General features: G+C 66.9%; 18 protein-coding genes and 1 other RNA gene. 15 read left to right on the forward strand and 4 right to left on the reverse strand.

Translation table 11 applies throughout. The annotated features are described in order from the left end of the window. Nucleotides 1-80 precede the first annotated feature (80 nt). From dnaA to mutM, 3 genes are all read right to left on the reverse strand, one after another. Nucleotides 81-1,463 (reverse strand): chromosomal replication initiator protein DnaA, encoded by a 1,383-nt coding sequence (dnaA, locus tag ACOEQ1_RS01570; RefSeq protein ID WP_419758613.1) that lies wholly within the window; start codon nucleotides 1,461-1,463, stop codon nucleotides 81-83. Between the two features lie 455 nt (nucleotides 1,464-1,918). Further along, entirely contained in the window at nucleotides 1,919-2,185 is a 267-nt protein-coding gene (rpsT, locus tag ACOEQ1_RS01575) for a 30S ribosomal protein S20 (RefSeq protein ID WP_419757478.1), read from the reverse strand. A gap of 160 nt (nucleotides 2,186-2,345) precedes the next feature. Then, nucleotides 2,346-3,191: a bifunctional DNA-formamidopyrimidine glycosylase/DNA-(apurinic or apyrimidinic site) lyase gene (gene mutM, locus ACOEQ1_RS01580; RefSeq protein WP_419757479.1), complete on the reverse strand. Its 846-nt coding sequence runs from the start codon at nucleotides 3,189-3,191 to the stop codon at nucleotides 2,346-2,348. Nucleotides 3,192-3,250: 59 nt separating this feature from the next. Here mutM and ACOEQ1_RS01585 point away from each other — a divergent pair, with 59 nt between their 5' ends. From ACOEQ1_RS01585 to dut, 3 genes are read left to right on the forward strand one after another with little or no spacing between them, the layout of a single operon-like run. Continuing rightward, nucleotides 3,251-4,000 (forward strand): class I SAM-dependent methyltransferase, encoded by a 750-nt coding sequence (locus ACOEQ1_RS01585; protein ID WP_419757480.1) that lies wholly within the window; start codon nucleotides 3,251-3,253, stop codon nucleotides 3,998-4,000. Next, nucleotides 3,997-5,241, forward strand: coding sequence for a bifunctional phosphopantothenoylcysteine decarboxylase/phosphopantothenate--cysteine ligase CoaBC (gene coaBC, locus ACOEQ1_RS01590; protein ID WP_419757481.1), 1,245 nt, complete (start codon nucleotides 3,997-3,999; stop codon nucleotides 5,239-5,241). The genes ACOEQ1_RS01585 and coaBC overlap by 4 nt, the downstream gene beginning before the upstream one ends. Beyond that, nucleotides 5,238-5,687 carry a dUTP diphosphatase gene (dut, locus tag ACOEQ1_RS01595; protein ID WP_419757482.1) on the forward strand — a complete coding sequence of 150 codons (450 nt, stop codon included), beginning with the start codon at nucleotides 5,238-5,240 and terminating at the stop codon, nucleotides 5,685-5,687. The genes coaBC and dut overlap by 4 nt, the downstream gene beginning before the upstream one ends. Nucleotides 5,688-5,728: 41 nt before the next feature. Here the strand turns inward: dut and ACOEQ1_RS01600 are convergent, their stop codons facing one another. Beyond that, nucleotides 5,729-7,192: a DUF2142 domain-containing protein gene (locus ACOEQ1_RS01600; RefSeq protein WP_419757483.1), complete on the reverse strand. Its 1,464-nt coding sequence runs from the start codon at nucleotides 7,190-7,192 to the stop codon at nucleotides 5,729-5,731. Nucleotides 7,193-7,331: 139 nt separating this feature from the next. Between ACOEQ1_RS01600 and ACOEQ1_RS01605 the strand changes: the two genes are divergently transcribed. The 12 genes from ACOEQ1_RS01605 (at nucleotide 7,332) to ftsL (ending at nucleotide 18,237) form a co-directional block, all read left to right on the forward strand. Continuing rightward, a complete protein-coding gene (locus ACOEQ1_RS01605) occupies nucleotides 7,332-9,050 on the forward strand; it encodes an ABC transporter permease (protein WP_419757484.1) in 1,719 nt (572 codons plus the stop codon). 29 nt (nucleotides 9,051-9,079) lie between these two features. Continuing rightward, the gene (locus ACOEQ1_RS01610; protein WP_419757485.1) at nucleotides 9,080-10,420 is read left to right on the forward strand and encodes an AAA-associated domain-containing protein; all 1,341 of its coding nucleotides are present in this window, start codon (nucleotides 9,080-9,082) and stop codon (nucleotides 10,418-10,420) included. A 171-nt stretch (nucleotides 10,421-10,591) separates the two neighbouring features. After that, a complete protein-coding gene (locus ACOEQ1_RS01615; protein ID WP_419757486.1) occupies nucleotides 10,592-10,945 on the forward strand; it encodes a hypothetical protein in 354 nt (117 codons plus the stop codon). Then, nucleotides 10,881-11,762, forward strand: a complete 882-nt coding sequence (locus tag ACOEQ1_RS01620) for an aminotransferase class I/II-fold pyridoxal phosphate-dependent enzyme (RefSeq protein WP_419757487.1) — start codon at nucleotides 10,881-10,883, stop codon at nucleotides 11,760-11,762. Before ACOEQ1_RS01615 ends, ACOEQ1_RS01620 begins: the two co-directional genes overlap by 65 nt. Before the next feature lie 27 nt (nucleotides 11,763-11,789). Further along, a complete protein-coding gene (locus ACOEQ1_RS01625) occupies nucleotides 11,790-12,479 on the forward strand; it encodes a hypothetical protein (protein ID WP_419757488.1) in 690 nt (229 codons plus the stop codon). A gap of 2 nt (nucleotides 12,480-12,481) precedes the next feature. Next, nucleotides 12,482-13,237 (forward strand): ribonuclease HII, encoded by a 756-nt coding sequence (locus ACOEQ1_RS01630; protein WP_419757489.1) that lies wholly within the window; start codon nucleotides 12,482-12,484, stop codon nucleotides 13,235-13,237. Nucleotides 13,238-13,420: 183 nt separating this feature from the next. Next, nucleotides 13,421-14,428 carry a site-specific DNA-methyltransferase gene (locus ACOEQ1_RS01635; protein WP_419758614.1) on the forward strand — a complete coding sequence of 336 codons (1,008 nt, stop codon included), beginning with the start codon at nucleotides 13,421-13,423 and terminating at the stop codon, nucleotides 14,426-14,428. A gap of 64 nt (nucleotides 14,429-14,492) precedes the next feature. Continuing rightward, nucleotides 14,493-15,152, forward strand: a complete 660-nt coding sequence (locus ACOEQ1_RS01640) for an N-acetylmuramoyl-L-alanine amidase (RefSeq protein ID WP_419757490.1) — start codon at nucleotides 14,493-14,495, stop codon at nucleotides 15,150-15,152. A gap of 32 nt (nucleotides 15,153-15,184) precedes the next feature. Continuing rightward, nucleotides 15,185-15,607: RNase P RNA component class A (gene rnpB / locus ACOEQ1_RS01645), an RNA gene on the forward strand. Nucleotides 15,608-15,932: 325 nt separating this feature from the next. Further along, nucleotides 15,933-16,406: a division/cell wall cluster transcriptional repressor MraZ gene (mraZ, locus tag ACOEQ1_RS01650; RefSeq protein WP_419757491.1), complete on the forward strand. Its 474-nt coding sequence runs from the start codon at nucleotides 15,933-15,935 to the stop codon at nucleotides 16,404-16,406. Then, complete coding sequence (gene rsmH, locus ACOEQ1_RS01655) at nucleotides 16,403-17,383, forward strand: 16S rRNA (cytosine(1402)-N(4))-methyltransferase RsmH (RefSeq protein ID WP_419757492.1); 981 nt, start codon at nucleotides 16,403-16,405, stop codon at nucleotides 17,381-17,383. The genes mraZ and rsmH overlap by 4 nt, the downstream gene beginning before the upstream one ends. Then, nucleotides 17,380-18,237: a cell division protein FtsL gene (gene ftsL, locus ACOEQ1_RS01660; protein WP_419757493.1), complete on the forward strand. Its 858-nt coding sequence runs from the start codon at nucleotides 17,380-17,382 to the stop codon at nucleotides 18,235-18,237. The genes rsmH and ftsL overlap by 4 nt, the downstream gene beginning before the upstream one ends. Nucleotides 18,238-18,247 lie beyond the last annotated feature (10 nt).

The following is an 18,247-nucleotide window of genomic DNA, read 5'->3' on the forward strand; positions in this document are numbered from 1 at the left end:
AGGGCGCGCACCTTAGCAGCAAGAGCTGTGCGGACAAGCGGCGGACGTGCAGCCCGTCAGGCAAGCGTCTCTTTTTGTCTTCAGGACTCGAGCATGCGCCGCAGCAGCTCCACATCCTCGGAGAAGGCGGCGTCGCTTTCCATCAGGCTGCCGACGCGGGAGACGGCGTGCATGACCGTTGTGTGATCCCGGTTGCCGAACTTGCGGCCGATCTCCGGGAGGCTGCGGCTGGTCAACTGCTTGGCGAGAAACATCGCCACCTGCCGCGGACGCGCGACGTTGCGGGCACGCCGCGCCGAGGACATGTCGGTCAGCCGGATGTTGTAGTGCTCGGCGACCTTCCGCTGAATTTCCTCGATCGTCACCCGGCGGTCGTGGGCGCGGAGGATGTCGTGCAGCACCTCCTGCGTCGTCTCGAGGGTGATCGGGCGCTGGAAGAGGGCTGAATGCGCAACCAGCCGGTTGAGCGCACCCTCCAGTTCGCGGATGTTGCTGGTGATTTTGTGGGCGAGAAATTCCAGCACCCGTGGCGGGACGGAGACGCTGGCCTTCGCGGCCTTGGCCTCGAGGATGGAGATGCGAAGCTCGAAGGTTGTCGCATGCAGATCGGCGACCATGCCACAGCCGAGCCGGGTCCGCAGCCGGTCCTCCAGGCCCGAGAGATCGGACGGCGACTTGTCGGCCGAGACCACGATCTGCTTGCCGGCATCGACCAGCGCGTTGAAGGTGTGGAAGAACTCTTCCTGAGTATTATCCTTGCCGATAAGAAACTGTAAATCATCGATCATAAGGACATCGACGCTGCGAAGATTGTCTTTGAACTCGATGGTCGATTGATTGCGAATGGCGGCGATAAACTTGTACATGAACTTTTCGGCGGACATGTATGTCACCGAGACCGGGGGCGCCGCCCGCCGGGCGCCCTGCAGCTTCCAGGCGATGGCATGCATCAGATGCGTCTTGCCGAGGCCGACGCCGCCATACAGGAACAGCGGGTTGAAGCCGGGAGAAAACGGCTTATCCGCAACACGGCCGGCGCAAGCAAATGCGAACTCGTTCGGCTTCCCCACGACAAACGTTTCGAAAGTAAAGCGCTGATCGAGACCGGAGCTGTCGCCGCGTCCATCCAGCCCATCATCGGCGATGGCAACCGCCGGCTCGGTTGCGTCGGCTACCGGGACTGCTGCGGGCGTTGTGGAGACAGGCGTCGTCAGCCCTTCGGGTCCACGGCCGACCCGAATGTCCACGCGCCGGACCCGGCAGTTCTCAGCCTGCCACAAAGCGCTGATGCGGTCGCCGTAATGACTCCTCACCCAATCGCGCAGAAAGCGCGTCGGCAACAGGACCGTCACCTCGTCGCCATCGGTGCCGCCGAGGCTCATCTGCCGCAGCCAGGTCCGATACTCCACTTCGCCGACTTCGCTCTGCAACCGGGTCCGCACGCGGCCCCATTCGGCTGACAGTTCGGCCGGCGTGGTGGTCTCGGATCCTTCCACCTTAACGTCGGATGCGGCTTTCAACTGTAGCTCCATGACGTGCCAAACCAACTGCCGTCGCAGAGCTCAGCTTCAAAGAAGCGGGACTACGACACGGAATTTCAGAAACGAGGGTCGCTTGTGCGCCCCCGGCCGAACTTCATTAACGTAAGCTAGGTCACAGCGGGGGGGTTAGGCAACCAGAATCAAGTGGAGCCATAATAAAAGGACTCCAGTTTGAAAGTCTCTGAAAGTATTTGAAGAGTGTCAAACTCAGCGACGAAATCGTCGCTCACAGTTGGACAATAATCAGGTTCGGCTGCTAAGTCGACAGACCGCCGTGACTTCTGAACTACGTCACCGTCTAGATAGCACGACGGTGACTATATGCCAAACGCCGGGACGCCCAACAGCAAGGAAAATCCCGGACTCAGCGCCGCAAATTAAACAGCGATCGCCTTGATGCGGCTCGACATACGCGAAATCTTGCGCGAGATCGTGTTCTGGTGCGCGACGCCCTTGTTGGCTGCTCGCTGAAGCAGAGGCTGCGCTGCCCGCAATGCAGCCTGAGCCACATCCTTGTCGCCCGAAGCGATCGCAGTCTCGACCGATTTGATCACATGGCGCATCCGCGTCCGGCGAGCCACATTACGAGCGGTGCGCTTTGCGGTCTGGCGTATGCGCTTGCGGGCAGAGTCGGTATTGGCCATGGTCGAACGACATCCAAAAACTGAAATTAGAGCGAGGTAAGAGGCGCTCCCGTGAGGGGGTCTGTCTAGATATCGGCTGCAGGTGAGTCAAGCGCGGTGAGGCGGTGCAAGAGCGTCCCAGCCTTGCGTTCATCTCGTAAAAATCCGCGGAAGTGCTCGCTCAAAGCTGCGTGCGCGGGCAGTAGAAAGTGCTTCGTCCGGATTGCACGATGCGCCTGACGCCGGCGCAGACGGGCAGCCCCGGGCAACGTTCGCAGGCCGTCCCGGCACGGCCGTAAACCTTCCATGCATGCTGAAAATATCCCAGCTCCCCGTCAGGCTGAACGTAGTCGCGCAGACTGGAGCCTCCGGCCTCGATCGCTTCGAGCAGGGTCGCCCGGATCGCCGGTACCAGGCGCGCGGCCCGCGCTCCCGGTACGGAGCCTGCCAGCCTGCGCGGGCTGATCCCGGCGCGAAACAGCGCTTCGGAGACGTAGATGTTGCCGAGCCCGGCCACGATGCGCTGGTCGAGCAGCGCCGCCTTGATCGGCGTCCGCCGTCCGCGCAGCGCGGTCGAGAGCGCCGCCGGCGTGAAGCTTTCTTCCAGCGGCTCCGGGCCCATCTCGCGCAGCAGCGCGTGGGCATCCTCCGCTTCTGTCGCCATCAGGTCGAGCAATCCGAACCGGCGCGGGTCGATCAGCCCGATGCGCCACCCATCCTCCGTCTCCATGATCAAATGTTCGTGTTTGGCATCCTCCGTTCGGGTGAGCGTCTGAAGGCTTATCGCCATCCGCCCGGACATGCCCAGATGGATGAGCAGGCTGTCCCCGCCGGACAGCCTCATCAGGATGTATTTTCCGCGCCGCCGGAACCCGATGACGGTCGCGCCTGTCAGTCTGGCCGCGAGGCCCGAGGGGATGACGCGCCTGAGGTCGCCCCGCGACAGGACGGCGCTACGGATGCGGCGGCCTTCCAGGCGCAGGGCCAGGCCGCGCATCACGGTTTCGACTTCGGGGAGTTCCGGCATGTGTCGGGCCATCGTATAGGGTACGGCGACAAGCGACAAAGCCCCAGAAGCAGATGATCATGGACGATATCCCAGGCGACCAGACCGATTTCGGCTTTCGTGCGGTTCCGCGGGCCGAGAAGAAAACCCTGGTGCGCGAGGTCTTCGCGAGCGTGGCGCCGCGCTACGACCTCATGAACGATCTCATGTCGCTCGGCATCCACCGGGTGTGGAAACAGATCTTCACGACATTGCTCGATCCCCGGGCAAGCCGCCGTCTTCTCGATCTGGCGGGCGGCACGGGCGACATCAGCTTTGGCTGGCTCGCCGCGGGTGGCGGCCCCGCTATCCTATCGGACATCAACCCGGCCATGCTGGAGGTCGGACGCGACCGCGCCGTCGACCGCGGCTTTGTCGGCGATCTTACCTTCCTCGTCGCGGATGCGGAGGCTCTGCCGATCCCGTCGGGAACTATGGACGTCGTATCCATGGCCTTCGGTCTGAGGAACTGTACGGACAAGGACAAGGTATTGACGGAGGCGAGGCGTGTCCTCCGTCCCGGCGGTCGCTTTCTGTGCCTCGAGTTTTCCCGGCTGGAAGTGGCGGCGCTGGTTCCTCTTTATGAGGCATGGTCGTTCAAGGTCCTGCCGCGCCTCGGCCGCGTGTTCGCGGGCGATGCGGAGAGCTACCAGTATCTGGCGGAAAGCATCCGCATGTTTCCCGACCAGGAGGCGCTCGCGGGAATGATGCGTAATGCCGGCTTCTCCCGTGTGTCGGTGCGCAACCTCTCGGGCGGGATCGCCGCGATCCATTCCGGCTGGAAACTGTGAGCGCAAGCCTGTCACAGGGTCTGCCGCTCGCCGGAAAGCGCGTCCTCTTGATCGTGGCCGGCGGTATCGCCGCCTACAAGGCGCTGGAGCTCATCCGCCTTCTGCGGCGCGAGGGTGCGGCGGTTCGTTGCGTGCTCACGGAGGGCGGCGCGCAATTCGTGACGCCGCTTTCGCTGCAGGCGCTGTCAGAGGACCGAGTCTACACCGACCTGTTCTCGCTGACCGACGAGAGCGAGATGGGTCACATCCAGCTCTCCCGCGCCGCCGACCTCGTCGTCGTCGTTCCGGCATCCGCCGACATCCTCGCCCGCATGGCGGCGGGATTGGCCAGTGACCTGGCAACCACGCTGCTGCTGGCGACGGACAAGCCCGTGCTGGTGGCGCCTGCAATGAACGTGCGGATGTGGAACCATCCGGCGACGGTTGCGAACATGGTGACGCTCCGCGCGCGTGGCGTGGCCGTGGTCGAACCCGAGGAGGGCTCGATGGCCTGCGGCGAGTGGGGGGCAGGGCGGCTGGCCGAGCCGCCTACTATCCTCGCGCATATCGCGGCGATGCTTGGTCCCAAATCGGCACCCTTGTCCGGGCGGCACGTCCTGGTGACGAGCGGGCCGACGCATGAGCCGATCGACCCAGTGCGATACATCGCGAACCGCAGCAGCGGGCGTCAGGGTCATGCCATCGCGGCCGCCCTGGCGGGGCTCGGCGCGCGGGTGACGCTCGTCAGCGGGCCGGTCACGATCCCCGATCCGCCGGGGGTGCGCGTTCTCCATGTCGATACGGCGGAGCAGATGCTGACGGCTTGCCGCGCGGCCCTGCCTGCCGAGGCGGCGGTCTGTGTGGCGGCGGTGGCCGACTGGCGGGTGTCCGTTCCGAGCCGCGGCAAGATCAAGAAGGTCGAGGGTGCCGCCGCACCCATCCTGGAGTTCGTCCCGAACCCCGACATCCTGGCGGCTTTGTCGGCACATGGCGAGGCACGTCCCCGGCTGGTGGTCGGCTTCGCCGCGGAGACGGATGACCTGATGGCGCATGCGACCGAGAAGCGGCGGCGGAAGGGTTGCGACTGGCTGGTCGCCAACGACGTGTCGGAGGCGGGCGGCGCCATGGGAGGAATGGAGAACGAGGTGCATCTGATCACGGCGGCGGGCGTCGAGGACTGGCCGCGCATGCGCAAGGAGGCGGTGGCCAAGCGTCTCGCCGCGCGGATCGCTCAGGCTTTGGCCGGTGAGGCGATCGGATGATCGAGGCGATGGTGGAGGTTGTGCGGCTGCCGCATGCAGAGGGGCTTGCGCTGCCCACCTATGCGAGCGCGGGCGCGGCGGCCTTGGACCTGTTGGCCGCGGTGGCCGACCCCGTGGTTCTACCTCCCGGCGGACGAACCGCCATCCCGACCGGATTGATGGTCGCCCTGCCCGAGGGCCACGAGTTGCAGATCCGTCCGCGTTCCGGCCTGGCGCTGAACCACGGGCTTCTGGTGGCCAATTCGCCGGGCACCATCGACGAGGACTACCGCGGCGAGATCAAGGTCATCCTGATGAACGGGGGCTCCGAGCCGGTCGTGGTGACGCGCGGGATGCGGATCGCGCAGGCGGTTCTGGCGCCGGTGACGCGGATCGTCTGGCGCGAGGTCGCGGCGCTCGACGAGACGGCGCGCGGGGCCGGCGGATTTGGCTCTACCGGACTTTAGGTGCCCTTGCCCTCAGGATGACGTCAGAAACACATCAAGCCTCAGCGGTAGAAATGGGCGGCGATCACTCCGGGCAGGGTGGCGTCCGTCGCCAGGATCGCGGCGATCGGCGCCGGCCACCAGAGCCATCCGGGAAGGCGCCGTGACACACCGCTGGCCGGGACGACGAAGAGGATGAGCGGCAAGAGCGGGAGGAAGTACCGCCCCTGGATGCCGTCGACGCGATCCATGCCCACCGGCGTCCAGGTGAGGTAGAGCGCCAGAAAGATGAGTTCGACACTGGCCACCACTGCGACTGCCGCCGCCGGTCCGGTGAACCAGCGCGTTCCGGGTGGGCGTGGGCTTGCCGTCAGCGCACCGAGACCCGAGACGATCGCCAAGGACCACAGCGTGTAGAGCGCCCGCGGCAGGCGGATCGAAAGCTGACCCAGAACGCCGATGAATTGCAGCCAGAGCGATGGCAGCGCCGCGCCGCCCGACGTGAACGGCAGCAATGCGACCTGCACTGGATGGTGCATTACCACGGCGATCTGCGCGCCGGCGATGGCCGAGCGGAACAGCCGCGCCGGATCGCCGGGCCAGAGCGGACCCGGATGGTAAGGCGGTCCGGGCAGCAGCGGCACCGAAACGAGCGCCGCCACCGCCAGTGCCCATAGCAGCCCGGGCAGGGCCACGCTCACGGCACCCCCGATGCGCCGTCTCCAGCTGCCGGGCCCGGATGTCCCCGGCACCACCAGCGGCAGGATCGCCAACGGAAGAAACGGTGGCTTCTGCAGGACCAGCACGGCCAAGGCCGCGCAGCCGCACCAGAAGCCCGCGCGGCTTCCCCGCGTCAGCAAGGCTGCGCCCAGCACCGTCACGGCGATGGCCAGTCCATCCTGGCTGACGGAGCCGGCGAGCCAGATCGTCATCGGCAGGCTGAGCGTGATCAGCAGCAGCAGACGCCCGCGCGCCGCCATCAGCAGCGCCAGGGCGCCGATCAGGGTGAAGGCGAGCACGTTCGCCAAACGGGCGCCGATGATGGCCGCATGAGGTTTGGCGCCCATCAGGATTGCAGCACCGAGCCCCAGCGCCGCCGGGATGTATGTGACCGGCGCGTAGGCGGCAGTGTTGGCGCTGCTGACGAAGCTCAGCCGCGGCTGCCACGGGATGTCCCACACCCAGGCGAGCCTTGCCGCACGCGACGCTTCCGGCGGCAGCGGGGCCATGTCGCCGTTGCCTGCGATCGCCGCCAAGGCGAGGCCGGTATTGCCGGTCACTCCGGCGTCGCGGCTGCCCGTTTCGACATTCAACGTCGCGACGCGATGGCCGATGATCGCGCCGTGCAGCAGGCTCGCCGCCCGCATGACGTGGGTCGGCTCGTCCGGCACCTGGCCAGCCGGCACCCGCCAGGCACAGATGGCGACCAGCGGCACGACGAGCACAAGAAAGACGGCGAGGGGGGCAAGCCGGAGGGGCACGCGCATCTGGGCGCCATAGCCGCCCCCACCCGCTGTGTCACTCATCCATGCTCGCAATGGTCTTGCTGTCACCGGTCCGTCACAGGAAGAGTGGTGACAGGCACCTGCCGGCTGGGATAGAGCGCCAGCATCCGGGCGGCTCGCCGTGACGGCCCACCAACAATTCAACCCGAGGGCAACGACCATGACCGTCCTGGCCTTGCCCGCCTTCGTGAGCGGCCGCCGCCTCCCCAACCTCTGGGATGCCGCGGCCATCCTCTGCGTGCTCGCGCTGCTGATCCTCGTCGCCCATGCCGCGCACGGCACCCTCGCCCCGCTGCCGAGGGCGGACACGATCACGCTCGATCCGCGCTGGCTCCCTTATTACGCCCTCAGAACCACATTGCGTATGTTCGTGGCGCTGATCTTCTCTACAATCTTCACGCTCATCTTCGCGCCGCTCGCCGCGAAAAGCCGTCGTCTCGGCATGATCATGATCCCGGCCCTCGACATCCTCCAGTCGGTGCCGATCCTCGGCTTCCTGTCCTTCACCGTCCTATTTTTCCTCAACCTGTTCCCCGGCCGCGTCATCGGCGCCGAACTCGCCGCGATCTTCGCGATCTTCACGAGCCAGGCCTGGAACATGACGTTCAGCTTCTACCAGTCGCTGACGACGGTGCCGCGCGACCTCGACGAGGCGACGCGCAGCTTCCGGCTCTCGACCTGGCAGCGGTTCTGGCGGCTCGAGGTGCCTTTCGCCATGCCGGGGCTGGTGTTCAACACCATGCTGTCGATGTCCGGCGGATGGTTCTTTGTCGTCGCGTCGGAAGCGGTGACCGTCGGCAACACGACCTTCCTGTTGCCGGGCATCGGCTCCTACGTCTCGGAGGCGCTCCGGGCGAGCGACCTTCGCGCGGTGCTCTACGCGATCCTCGCCATGCTCGCGGTCATTCTGACCTATGATCAATTGCTGTTCCGGCCGCTCGTCGCCTGGTCATCCAAGTTCCGCTTTGAAATGACGAGCGGCGGCGAGCAGCCTGACCCCTGGGTGCTGAGCGTGCTGCGGCGCACTCGCCTGTTGCAGATCGCGGGTGACTGGATCGGTGATGTGGCGACCGCTGCCGGCGGCCTCCGGCTGCGCCTTCCGGTCGCGGTTGGCGGCAGGCAAGGGGCGCCGCCCTCGCGCCTCCTCGACGGCATCTGGTTCGCCTTCATCGGCGTCGTGGTCGCCTTCGCCTTCTGGCGGATCGCGATGTTCGTGTCGGCTTCCCTCACGCTTGCGCAGTTTGGCCATGTCGTGCTGCTAGGTTTCTTTACGCTGCTGCGCGTCGCGGCGGCGATCTTCATCGTCACGCTCGTCTGGGTGCCGATCGGCGTCTGGATCGGCCTCAGGCCCCGCTGGACCCGGGTGATCCAGCCGATTGCCCAGTTCCTCGCCGCCTTCCCGGCCAACCTCCTGTTCCCCATCGTCGTCATCGTGCTGGTGCGCTACGCGCTCAACCCGAATATCTGGCTGATGCCGCTGATGATCGTCGGCACCCAATGGTACGTGCTGTTCAACGTCGTCGCCGGCGCCTCGGCCTTTCCGGGCGACCTCAAGGAGGCCTCGGCCAACCTTGGCGTGAAGGGGCTGCTGTGGTGGCGGCGCGTCATCATCCCCGGCATCCTGCCCTATTACATCACCGGGGCGCTGACGGCGTCCGGCGCCGCCTGGAACAGCGCGATCGTCGCCGAGGTCGCGTCCTGGGGGAAGACGACGCTGACCGCGGTTGGCCTCGGCTCCTACATCGCGCAGGCGACCACGGCCGGGAATACAGCCGGCATCGTCCTCGGGGTCTGCGTCATGACGGGCTTCGTGCTGGTCATCAACCGGCTGCTCTGGCGGCCGCTGCACGCCTATGCGATGCGCCGCACGACTTTCTAGTCAGGCCGCCCAGGAACAAGGAGACGCCGATGGATCAAACTGTGCGGACCGAAACCTCGATGCTCGTCAGCATCGAGAACTGCCGGCAGTCCTATCCGAAAGATGCGTCCTCCGATGTCATCATCCTCGACGACGTGCAGCTTTCCCTGAAGGAGGGTGAGATAGTCGGTCTGCTCGGGCGCTCGGGCTCCGGCAAGTCGACGCTGCTGCGCATCGTGTCGGGTCTCCTCAAGCCGACCTCGGGCGACGTTCGCTGGCGTGGCGAGCCGATCACCGGTCCCGTCAAGGGCGTCTCGATGGTGTTCCAGAGCTTCGCCCTTTTTCCCTGGCTGACGGTCGAGGAGAACGTGGCGCTGGGGCTGGAGGCGCAGGGCGTGCGGCGCGCCGAGCGCGAGACCCGTGCCGAGGAGGCGATCGACCTCATCGGCCTCGGCGGCTATGAGAACGCCTACCCGAAGGAAATGTCGGGCGGCATGCGCCAGCGCGTCGGCCTTGCCCGGGCGCTCGTCGTCCACCCCGACCTGCTGCTGATGGACGAGCCGTTCAGCGCGCTCGACGTGCTGACCGCCGAGACGCTCCGCACCGACCTCATCGACCTGTGGTCGGAGGGGCGGCTGCCGGTGAAGTCCATCCTGATGGTGACGCATAATATCGAGGAGGCGGTGCTGATGTGCGACCGCATCCTCGTCTTCTCCTCCAATCCCGGCCGGGTCGCGAGCGAGTTGAAGGTGCCGTTCGCCCATCCGCGCGAGCGTCTGGCGCCCGATTTCCGGCAGATGGTCGACGACATCTACGCGCTGATGACGCGGCGGCCGGTGGAGCATCCGAAGCCGCAAGGGACGGACCGCGGCGCGCCCGCCGCCCCGCCGCCCGTGCAGCCGCTGCCGGTGGTGTCCACCAACCTCATGGCCGGTTTGATGGAGACGATCGAGGGCGAGCCGTATAATGGCCGCGCCGACCTGCCGGCGCTTGCCGCGGCCTTCCAGATGGAGGCGGACGAACTGTTGCCCATCGGCGAGGCGCTGCAGATGCTCGGCTTCGCCGAGTTCGACGAAGGCGACATCAAGCTTACCGATCCGGGAAAGCGGTTCGTCGAGGCGGATACCGACGACCGCAAGGAAGAGTTCGAAGCGGCGCTCCGCGCGCACGTGCCGATCATGACGCAGATCCGCCAGGTGCTGGACGAGCGCTGGAACCATCGGGCGCCGGCGCTGAGGTTCCGCGACGAACTGGAGGACCACATGTCTCCCGACTACGCGGATGCGACGATGCGGACGGTGATCGCCTGGGGCCGCTATGCGGAGCTCTTCAGCTACGATCGCGAGGCGGACCAGTTCAGCCTGGACGAGGACCAGGACGAAGAGGACTAGGCCGATAGACGGCTGTGGGGGTCATTGGAAACACCTCCGGTCTGTAGGCAATCGCCGCTGGATGGATGCTAATCTTCTCGTACGCGAACGATGCCCCATCGCGACGCCACAGATGGCCAACCTCATGATCGCCTCTCGCCTCGGCGCGGCGGGCTGTGGTAGCCCCGTCGGATGTCCGGATTCCAATTCGACCTTACCCGTGTGCCAGGGTCTCGCATCGTCTCCGTCGCCCGGCTCGCCTTCGGCCGCCCGGATACGGAGTTCCTTTGTTTCGGCGAGAGCGACCAGCCAAGCCCCGCCAGTGCGCTGACAGCGCTCGCGGCCTCGATCGGACGGGGCGAGACCCTCTACCCGGACGTGCGCGGTCTGCCCCCGCTGCGCCACGCCATCGCCGACTACCTGACGCGCCTCCATCAGCGCCCGGTCGACCGAGGATCGTGTCATCGTCACCGCCTCCGGCATGGCGGCGCTGGCCATCACCCTCTCGGCCATCGTTCGAGCCGGGGACAAGGTCGTGCTGCATGAGCCGGCCTGGCCCAATGCCGGCAATGCCGCCCGCCTGCGCGGCGCCGATGTCGTGCCCCTGCCGCTCGATGCCCGGCAGGACGGCCGTTTCCACCTCGATCTCGGCAAGCTCGACCACGCACTGTCGGGCGCGCGCTGCTTCATCCTCAACTCGCCCAACAACCCGACCGGCTGGACCGCGACGCACGACGAGCTGCGCGACATCCTCGCCCTCTGCCGCCGCCACGGCTGCTGGCTGATCTCCGACGAGGTCTATTCACGCCTGGTCTATGACGGGTCGGACGCCGCCCCCTCGATCCTTGACGTCGCCGAGCCCGATGACCGGGTCATCGTCTGCAACAGCTTCAGCAAGACCTGGGTGATGACCGGCTGGCGGCTCGGCTGGCTCATCGCCCCCGCCGGCACGCGGGACGAACTGGCCGAACTGGTCGAGGTGACGCATTCGGGCGTCGCCCCGTTCATCCAACAGGCCGGTCTCGCCGCCGTTGCCGACCACGCGACGCCCGAAACCTTCCGCGCCCACTGCACCGAGGGCCGCGCCATCGCCGAGCGCTTCCTGGGCGACCTGCCCGGCGTTCGCTATGCCAGCCCCGATGGCGCCTTCTATGCCTTCCTCAAAGTCGAAGGCGTCGACGACAGCCTGGCCTTGGCCCAGACCCTCGTCTCCCGGCATGGAATTGCCGTGGCTCCCGGCATTGCCTTCGGCGACAGCGGGGAAGGGTGGCTGCGCGTCTGCTACGCCGTCGCGCCCGACCGTCTGACCCGCGCGCTCGGCCGTCTCGCCGAGGGGCTCGTCGCCCGTCGTGTCGCGGCATGAGGAGCGCTGCCGCATGAAGCCGGTCCGGTGAGCGTCTGTGCCGTCTGCGGCGCGATGGTGAGGCCGGTCTTCAAGGCGCCGGCCCCTGAACTCGCGCCCGATCTCGATTTCCGTCCGGGCGAGCCGGCGCGTTCGACGCTGCGCCGCTGGGTGGCGGAATGCTCCGGTTGTGGCTCGGCTGCCCCGGACCTATCGACGGTGAGCCCGGAGGACGCGGAGGTTGTCCGCGCGGACGCGGAGTATGCGGCGCTTCGCACGCAGGCCCCGGCCTTCGCGCGTCCCTTCCTGTTATGGGCGCTGCTCTGTCAGCGTCGCGACGATCCCTGGCCCGCGGCGGAGGCCCTGTTGCAGGCTGCCTGGGCGGCGGACGACGCCGAGGAAACCGAGTGGGCGGCCGCGTGGCGGCGCCAGGCTGCCGCCATCTGGCCGCCATCCACCGAAATCCAGCCGCGGCTTTGCCTCGTCGACATCTACCGCCGAGCGGGGGAGTTCCATCAGGCGGCGGCGGTCGCCGAAAGCCTCGCCCAGGCGAAGTTGGATGAAAGCTCCGCGGCCATCCTCGCTTTTCAGAGGCGGCTCGTCGGCGAACGAGACGTGGGGCGGCAGCTGATGAGCAGCGCTTTGCGTCCGCCGGCCTCCCGGCCCCACGTCTCCTACCAGCAGCCGCGGCGGACAGCCGGCAGCGGCTTCTGGCATCGTTTCTTTGGCGGCGGCTGATTATGGCCCCCCACTACAAGCTGGAACGGGCGGCGGGCGGCCGCGTCGCGGGTTTGGATGAGGTCGGGCGCGGACCGCTGGCCGGCCCCGTGATCGCCGCCGCAGTCGTCTTCCCCAACGGCGTGCCGAGGAAGCTCGCGAAACTCCTCGACGATTCGAAGAAGCTCACGCCGGAGCGGCGGCTTGCGGCATCGATGGCACTATACGCCTCCGGCGCGGCGGAGATCGGCGTCGGGGCGGCGTCCGTGGCCGAGATCGAGCGGATCAACATTCTCCACGCCAGCCTGCTGGCCATGCGGCGGGCTGTGATGCGGCTGCCGAGCCTGCCCGATCTTGCTTTAGTCGACGGCAACCGGCCGCCCAATCTCCCCTGCGCCGTGCAATGCGTGATCGGAGGCGACGCCCTCAGCCTGTCGATCGCGGCGGCCTCCATTGTCGCGAAGGTGGCTCGCGACCGGCTGATGACGCGGCTGGCCGTGCGCTTCCCGCACTATGGTTGGGAGACGAATGCAGGCTACGGCACGCCTGCACACTGCCAGGCCATGGCCGCCAGCGGCATCTCCCCGCACCATCGCCGCGGCTTCGCGCCGGTGCGCGCCATCTTGCAGGGCACGATCGTCCTACCTCCGGAAATGGCGTCCGACATCGTCGCCGACATGGGCGGCGGGACGGTCGCCGAGCCCAGTGACGAGGCGGGCCACCTCGGCGTGCCGGAGCTAAGCGAGCTGTCGATCGTTCTCCCCACGGCTGCGGCCTGAACCTCTGCCAATGCCAGCTTGCGCCTCCCGCCTGCATTTCTCTTGCCTGCGCCGCTTTTGCCTGCGCCTGCTGTACGGCAGCCGCGTCACTCTGCTGCCCGGAACGACGTCTTGAGGAGACCTGTGGACCTCACCCGCGAACTGCCGCTGGACCAGCTTCTTCTGGGTGACTGCATCCACCACATGCGGATGCTGCCGCCGGCTTCGATCCACTGCGTCTTCGCCGATCCACCCTATAATCTGCAGTTGCAGGGGCAACTCAGGCGGCCCGACGAGAGCATCGTCGATGGCGTCGACGACGACTGGGACCGCTTCACGGATTTTGCCGAATACGACCACTTCACGCGCGAATGGCTGACCGAGTGCCGCCGGCTGCTGCGCAAGGACGGCACGCTGTGGGTGATCGGCACCTACCATAACATCTTTCGCATCGGGGCCATCCTCCAGGACCTTGGTTTTTGGGTGCTCAACGACATCGTCTGGCGCAAGTCGAACCCGATGCCGAACTTTCGCGGCCGGCGGTTCACGAATGCCCACGAGACCCTCATCTGGGCGGCCCGTGGGCAGGATTCGCGCTACCGGTTCAACTACCAGTCGATGAAGACCTCCAATGACGACGTGCAGATGCGGAGCGACTGGTTCATGCCGGTCTGCGGCGGACCCGAGCGCTTGCGAAATCAACACGGTCTGAAGCTGCACCCAACGCAGAAGCCCGAGGCGATGCTGCACCGGGTGCTGCTCGCCTCGACGGCGCCCGAGGATGTCGTGCTCGATCCGTTCTCGGGCACGGGCACGACCGCGGTGGTCGCCAAACGCCTGCGCCGCCATTTCATCGGCATCGAGCGCCACCCGGCCTATGTCGAGGCTGCCTGGGCGCGGCTCGCGAAGACCCGGCCGCTGGAGACGGATGCGATGGCGGTCACGCCGTCCCGCCGGGAGGCGCCGCGCATCGCCTTCGGCAGCCTGGTCGAGAGCGGCGCGCTCGTTGCCGGCACGCTCCTGTTCGACCGTCAGCGCCGCGTCTCGGCCGTCGTCGGGCCGGATGGCAGCGTGAGCGCCGGCGACCTGCGCGGCTCGATCCACAAGGTCGGCGCCGAGTTGCAGAATGCGCCGTCCTGCAACGGCTGGACCTTCTGGCATTTCGAGCGTGAAGGGAAGCTGGTGCCCATCGACGTGCTGCGGCGTCCGTGACGGGCAGCGGGGCGTGAGAGAGCAGCCATCGCCCAATCATGACGAACGGCCGGCGGATGAGCCGGTGGACGTCCTCGTGCTGCACTACACCGGCATGCGGTCCGCTGCCGCCGCCATCGAGCGCCTGTGCGACCCGGCCTCCCGTGTGTCCGCGCACTACGTCGTGGAAGAGGACGGCACGGTCTGGCGACTGGTGCCCGAGGAGCGGCGGGCGTGGCATGCGGGCGTCTCGTTCTGGCGTGGGCACGAGGGGCTGAACGGCCGCTCGGTGGGCATCGAGATCGTCAACCCCGGCCATGAGTGGGGGTACCGGCCGTTTCCGCCGGTGCAGATGGCGGCCGTGCGGGACCTTTGTCTTGGCGTCCTGGCGCGGCATCCAATCCCGGCCCGCAACGTCGTCGCCCATTCCGACATCGCGCCGGACCGCAAGCAGGATCCGGGCGAGCTGTTCGACTGGCCGGGATTGGCCGCTGCCGGGATCGGCCTCTGGCCGGAATGGCGCTCAGCCACGCCGGAGCCGTTCTCCGACCGGGCGCTGTTGCGGGAGGACCTCGCGGCCATCGGCTACCCGGTGCCGGATGAGCGTGCAGGGGCGGAGGCGTGGGCGACGCTGCTCCGAGCCTTCCAGCGCCGCTGGCGGCCTGTGGCGGTAACGGGCCTGGCGGATGCCGAGACGACGCTCCGCGCCTCGGTGCTGGCCAGCGCTGTCCGCGGGATGGGTTGACCACGGCAGCGCGCTGACGCAATCAGCGCGCGCCAGACGGTTGGACGGCCGCTGCCATGTCCGCAAGGGCATGGGGGAGGAAAGTCCGGGCTCCACGGGAATACGGTGCCGGCTAACGGCCGGCGGGGGCGACCCCAGGGACAGTGCCACAGAAAACAAACCGCCTGTGCGCGCCGATGCAGATCGGCGCCCTCAGGCAAGGGTGAAACGGTGCGGTAAGAGCGCACCGCCGCTCCGGCAACGGCGCGGGCAGGGTAAACCCCACCGGGAGCAAGACCGAATAGGGGTGACCGGCGGCACGCACACGAAAGTGTGAAGTGTGACGCGAGGGCGTTCCCGCCCCGTCATCCGGGTTGGTCGCGAGAGGCGCGCGGCGACGCGCGTCCCAGAGGAATGGCCGTCCAAGGCCGCGCGAGCGGTCCGGACAGAACCCGGCTTACAGACCGTCTGGCGTTTTCATCTGGCTAACCCATTGGAGTTATTTGGGGATAACTTTCGGTAGCAACAACGGTTCCATTTGGTGAGAGAACAAAAACGGAACTTTTCGAAATCAAAACGCACGGGGTTTGACTGTCCTGAAATGACAGATGCGGCCTAGAACCTCTTGTTTTCAGGCGCGAATTGCCGATTCCAGCTGAACAGCGGGGGCAAATTCCTTTGACGCCCAGTTGAGCCCATGTTAACCCATGCCATCCCATGACGAGTGGGATGAAGCGGTGTCGCATCCGGTCGAGAGGTCGTTGGAGGCGCTGCGGCGAGCAACGGTGAAAGGAGGGCCCGATGACGAACTTTCTCGGGAGCCACCTGAACAAGCTGGATGCTAAAGGCCGCGTTTCCGTTCCGGCGCCGTTCAGAACTGCGCTGAAGTCCCTGGATTCGAATCCCGAAGGGAGCGTCTCGATGATTCTGCGCCCTTCACACAACCACGCTTGCGTCGAGGCTTGGCCGAAGCCGTTTTTCGATAAGCTGGCTTTGTCTCTGGACCGCTACGAATTGTTCAGCCGGGAATACGACGACCTTGCCGCCACCATCTACGGCGACGCCTATCCGATCGATTCGGATAAGGAAGGGCGCATAATCCTCAACGAGATGCTGCTGTCCCACGCAGGGCTCACCGACAACTGCATCTTCATGGGCACAGGCCCTATCTTCCAGATTTGGGAGCCCGCGGCCGCCAAGCGCCGCTCGTCCGAGGCGCGGCAGAATGCGAATGCCCGCGGCCTTACACTGCCCGGCGGGGGCGTGCCGCGATGACCGGTCCCGCGCAAGGGAGTTCCGCGCAGGCGGGTGCCGGGCACGTTCCGGTCATGCTGGCCGAGGTGCTGAGAACGCTCGATCCGAAGTCGGGCGAGATCTATCTCGACGGCACTTTCGGCGGCGGCGGCTATACGCACGCGATCTTGGAGCGGACCGACTGCACGATCTGGGCGATCGACCGCGACCCGCAGGCGATCGCGCGTGGCGCGGTTCTGGCCGCGGCGTTTCCCGGGCGTCTGCATCTGCTCGAGGGACGGTTCGGCGATCTGCTGACATTGCTTGAAGAGCACGGCGTCGCCGGACTCGACGGGGTGGTGCTCGATCTCGGCGTTTCTTCGTTTCAGATCGATGACGCCGCACGCGGCTTCAGCTTTCGCATGGACGGTCCTCTGGATATGCGGATGGGCGGCGCTGGACCCTCCGCCGCCGATCTCGTGGCGCGCCTGTCGGCCGACGAACTCGCCGATATGCTCTTCAGGTTTGGCGAGGAACGGCAGTCGCGGCGGATCGCGCGCGCGATCGTTGCCGCCCGCTCGGTGCAGCCCATCACGACCACGGGCCAACTCGCCGGCATCATTCGCGGCGTGCTGCCGCCGGACCGTTCCGGCATGGACCCCGCAACGCGAAGCTTTCAGGCGCTCCGTATTGGAGTGAATGAAGAATTGGTTGAAATTGAGCGTGCTTTGAATCAAGCGACACGCATACTGCGTCCTGGGGGGCGACTCGTCGTCGTCTCTTTCCACTCGCTTGAGGATCGAATCGTAAAACACTTTATGAACGATGCGTCGGGACATGCGCCCGGCCCGTCCCGTTATGACCCGCGCGGTTTACTGCCAACGGCGGAGGCGCGCTTTGAGCTGGTGACACGCAAGGCCTTGCGGCCGGGCTCGGCGGAAGTCGCTGGCAACCCCCGTGCCCGCAGCGCACGCCTGAGGGCGTTGCGCCGGCTCGCCGTCGAGGAGGTTGCGGCGTGATCCGTCCGTTCACCTGCGTCTGTCTGATCCTGGCCGCCGGCTCGGGGCTATACCTCTATCAGGTCAAGCAACGGGCCTTCGCGCTCGACGCATCCTTGCGCAGCACCTTCCATGACATCGACGCCGCGCGCGACCGCACCCGCATGCTGCGGGCCGACTGGGCGCTGGTGAACGATCCGGAGCGGCTGCAGGCCCTGGCGAGCCAGTATCTCAAACTGCAGCCGATGCAGCCGTCGCAGCTGTTGACGATGGATCAACTGGCCGCCGCACTGCCGCCGCCAGTGCCAGCGTCTACGACGACGGCTCCCGCGGCGTCCAAGCCCGCGCCCTTGGCCGTGCCCGCCCTCTCCATCCCAGACCCGACGCACGGCGTGCCGATGGCGGCGGCGATCCCGCCGGTCCTGCCTCACGCCCATCCGGCCACGCCGGAGGTGGCTTTGCTTCAGCCGGTCGCGCCTCAGCCGGCCGCGCCTCAGCCGGCCGCGCCTAGGCCGGCCGCGCCGGCAGCCGTGGCGCCGCCGGTTTCGGCCGCCTCGCTTCCAGCCCCGATGGCGCCGCCCAAGCCGCTCCACCACGGCGCCCGGCACCTTGTTCCGCAGGCTCAGCCTTGGCTCGCCAATGGGAACGGCTTCCCTCCGCCGCCGCACCGGCATGCCGATCACCACGCTAGTCCCGAAGTGGCGGCACGGCAGTTCTATGCCGCCAATCTGCCGTCGCGTGAGGATGTGGCCGCGCGAATCACGCCGCAGGCCGCGACGGTCATGTATCGCCCTGCCGCCTCCGGGTCATCGCTCGGCATGGCGTCTTCGGCCGCTCTCGCGCCTCCGCGCCCGCTCTACCCGAACTCGCAGTAGGCGCGCCGGA

The sequence above is a fragment of the Acidisoma sp. genome, assembly GCF_965199065.1.
Lineage (GTDB): Bacteria > Pseudomonadota > Alphaproteobacteria > Acetobacterales > Acetobacteraceae > Acidisoma.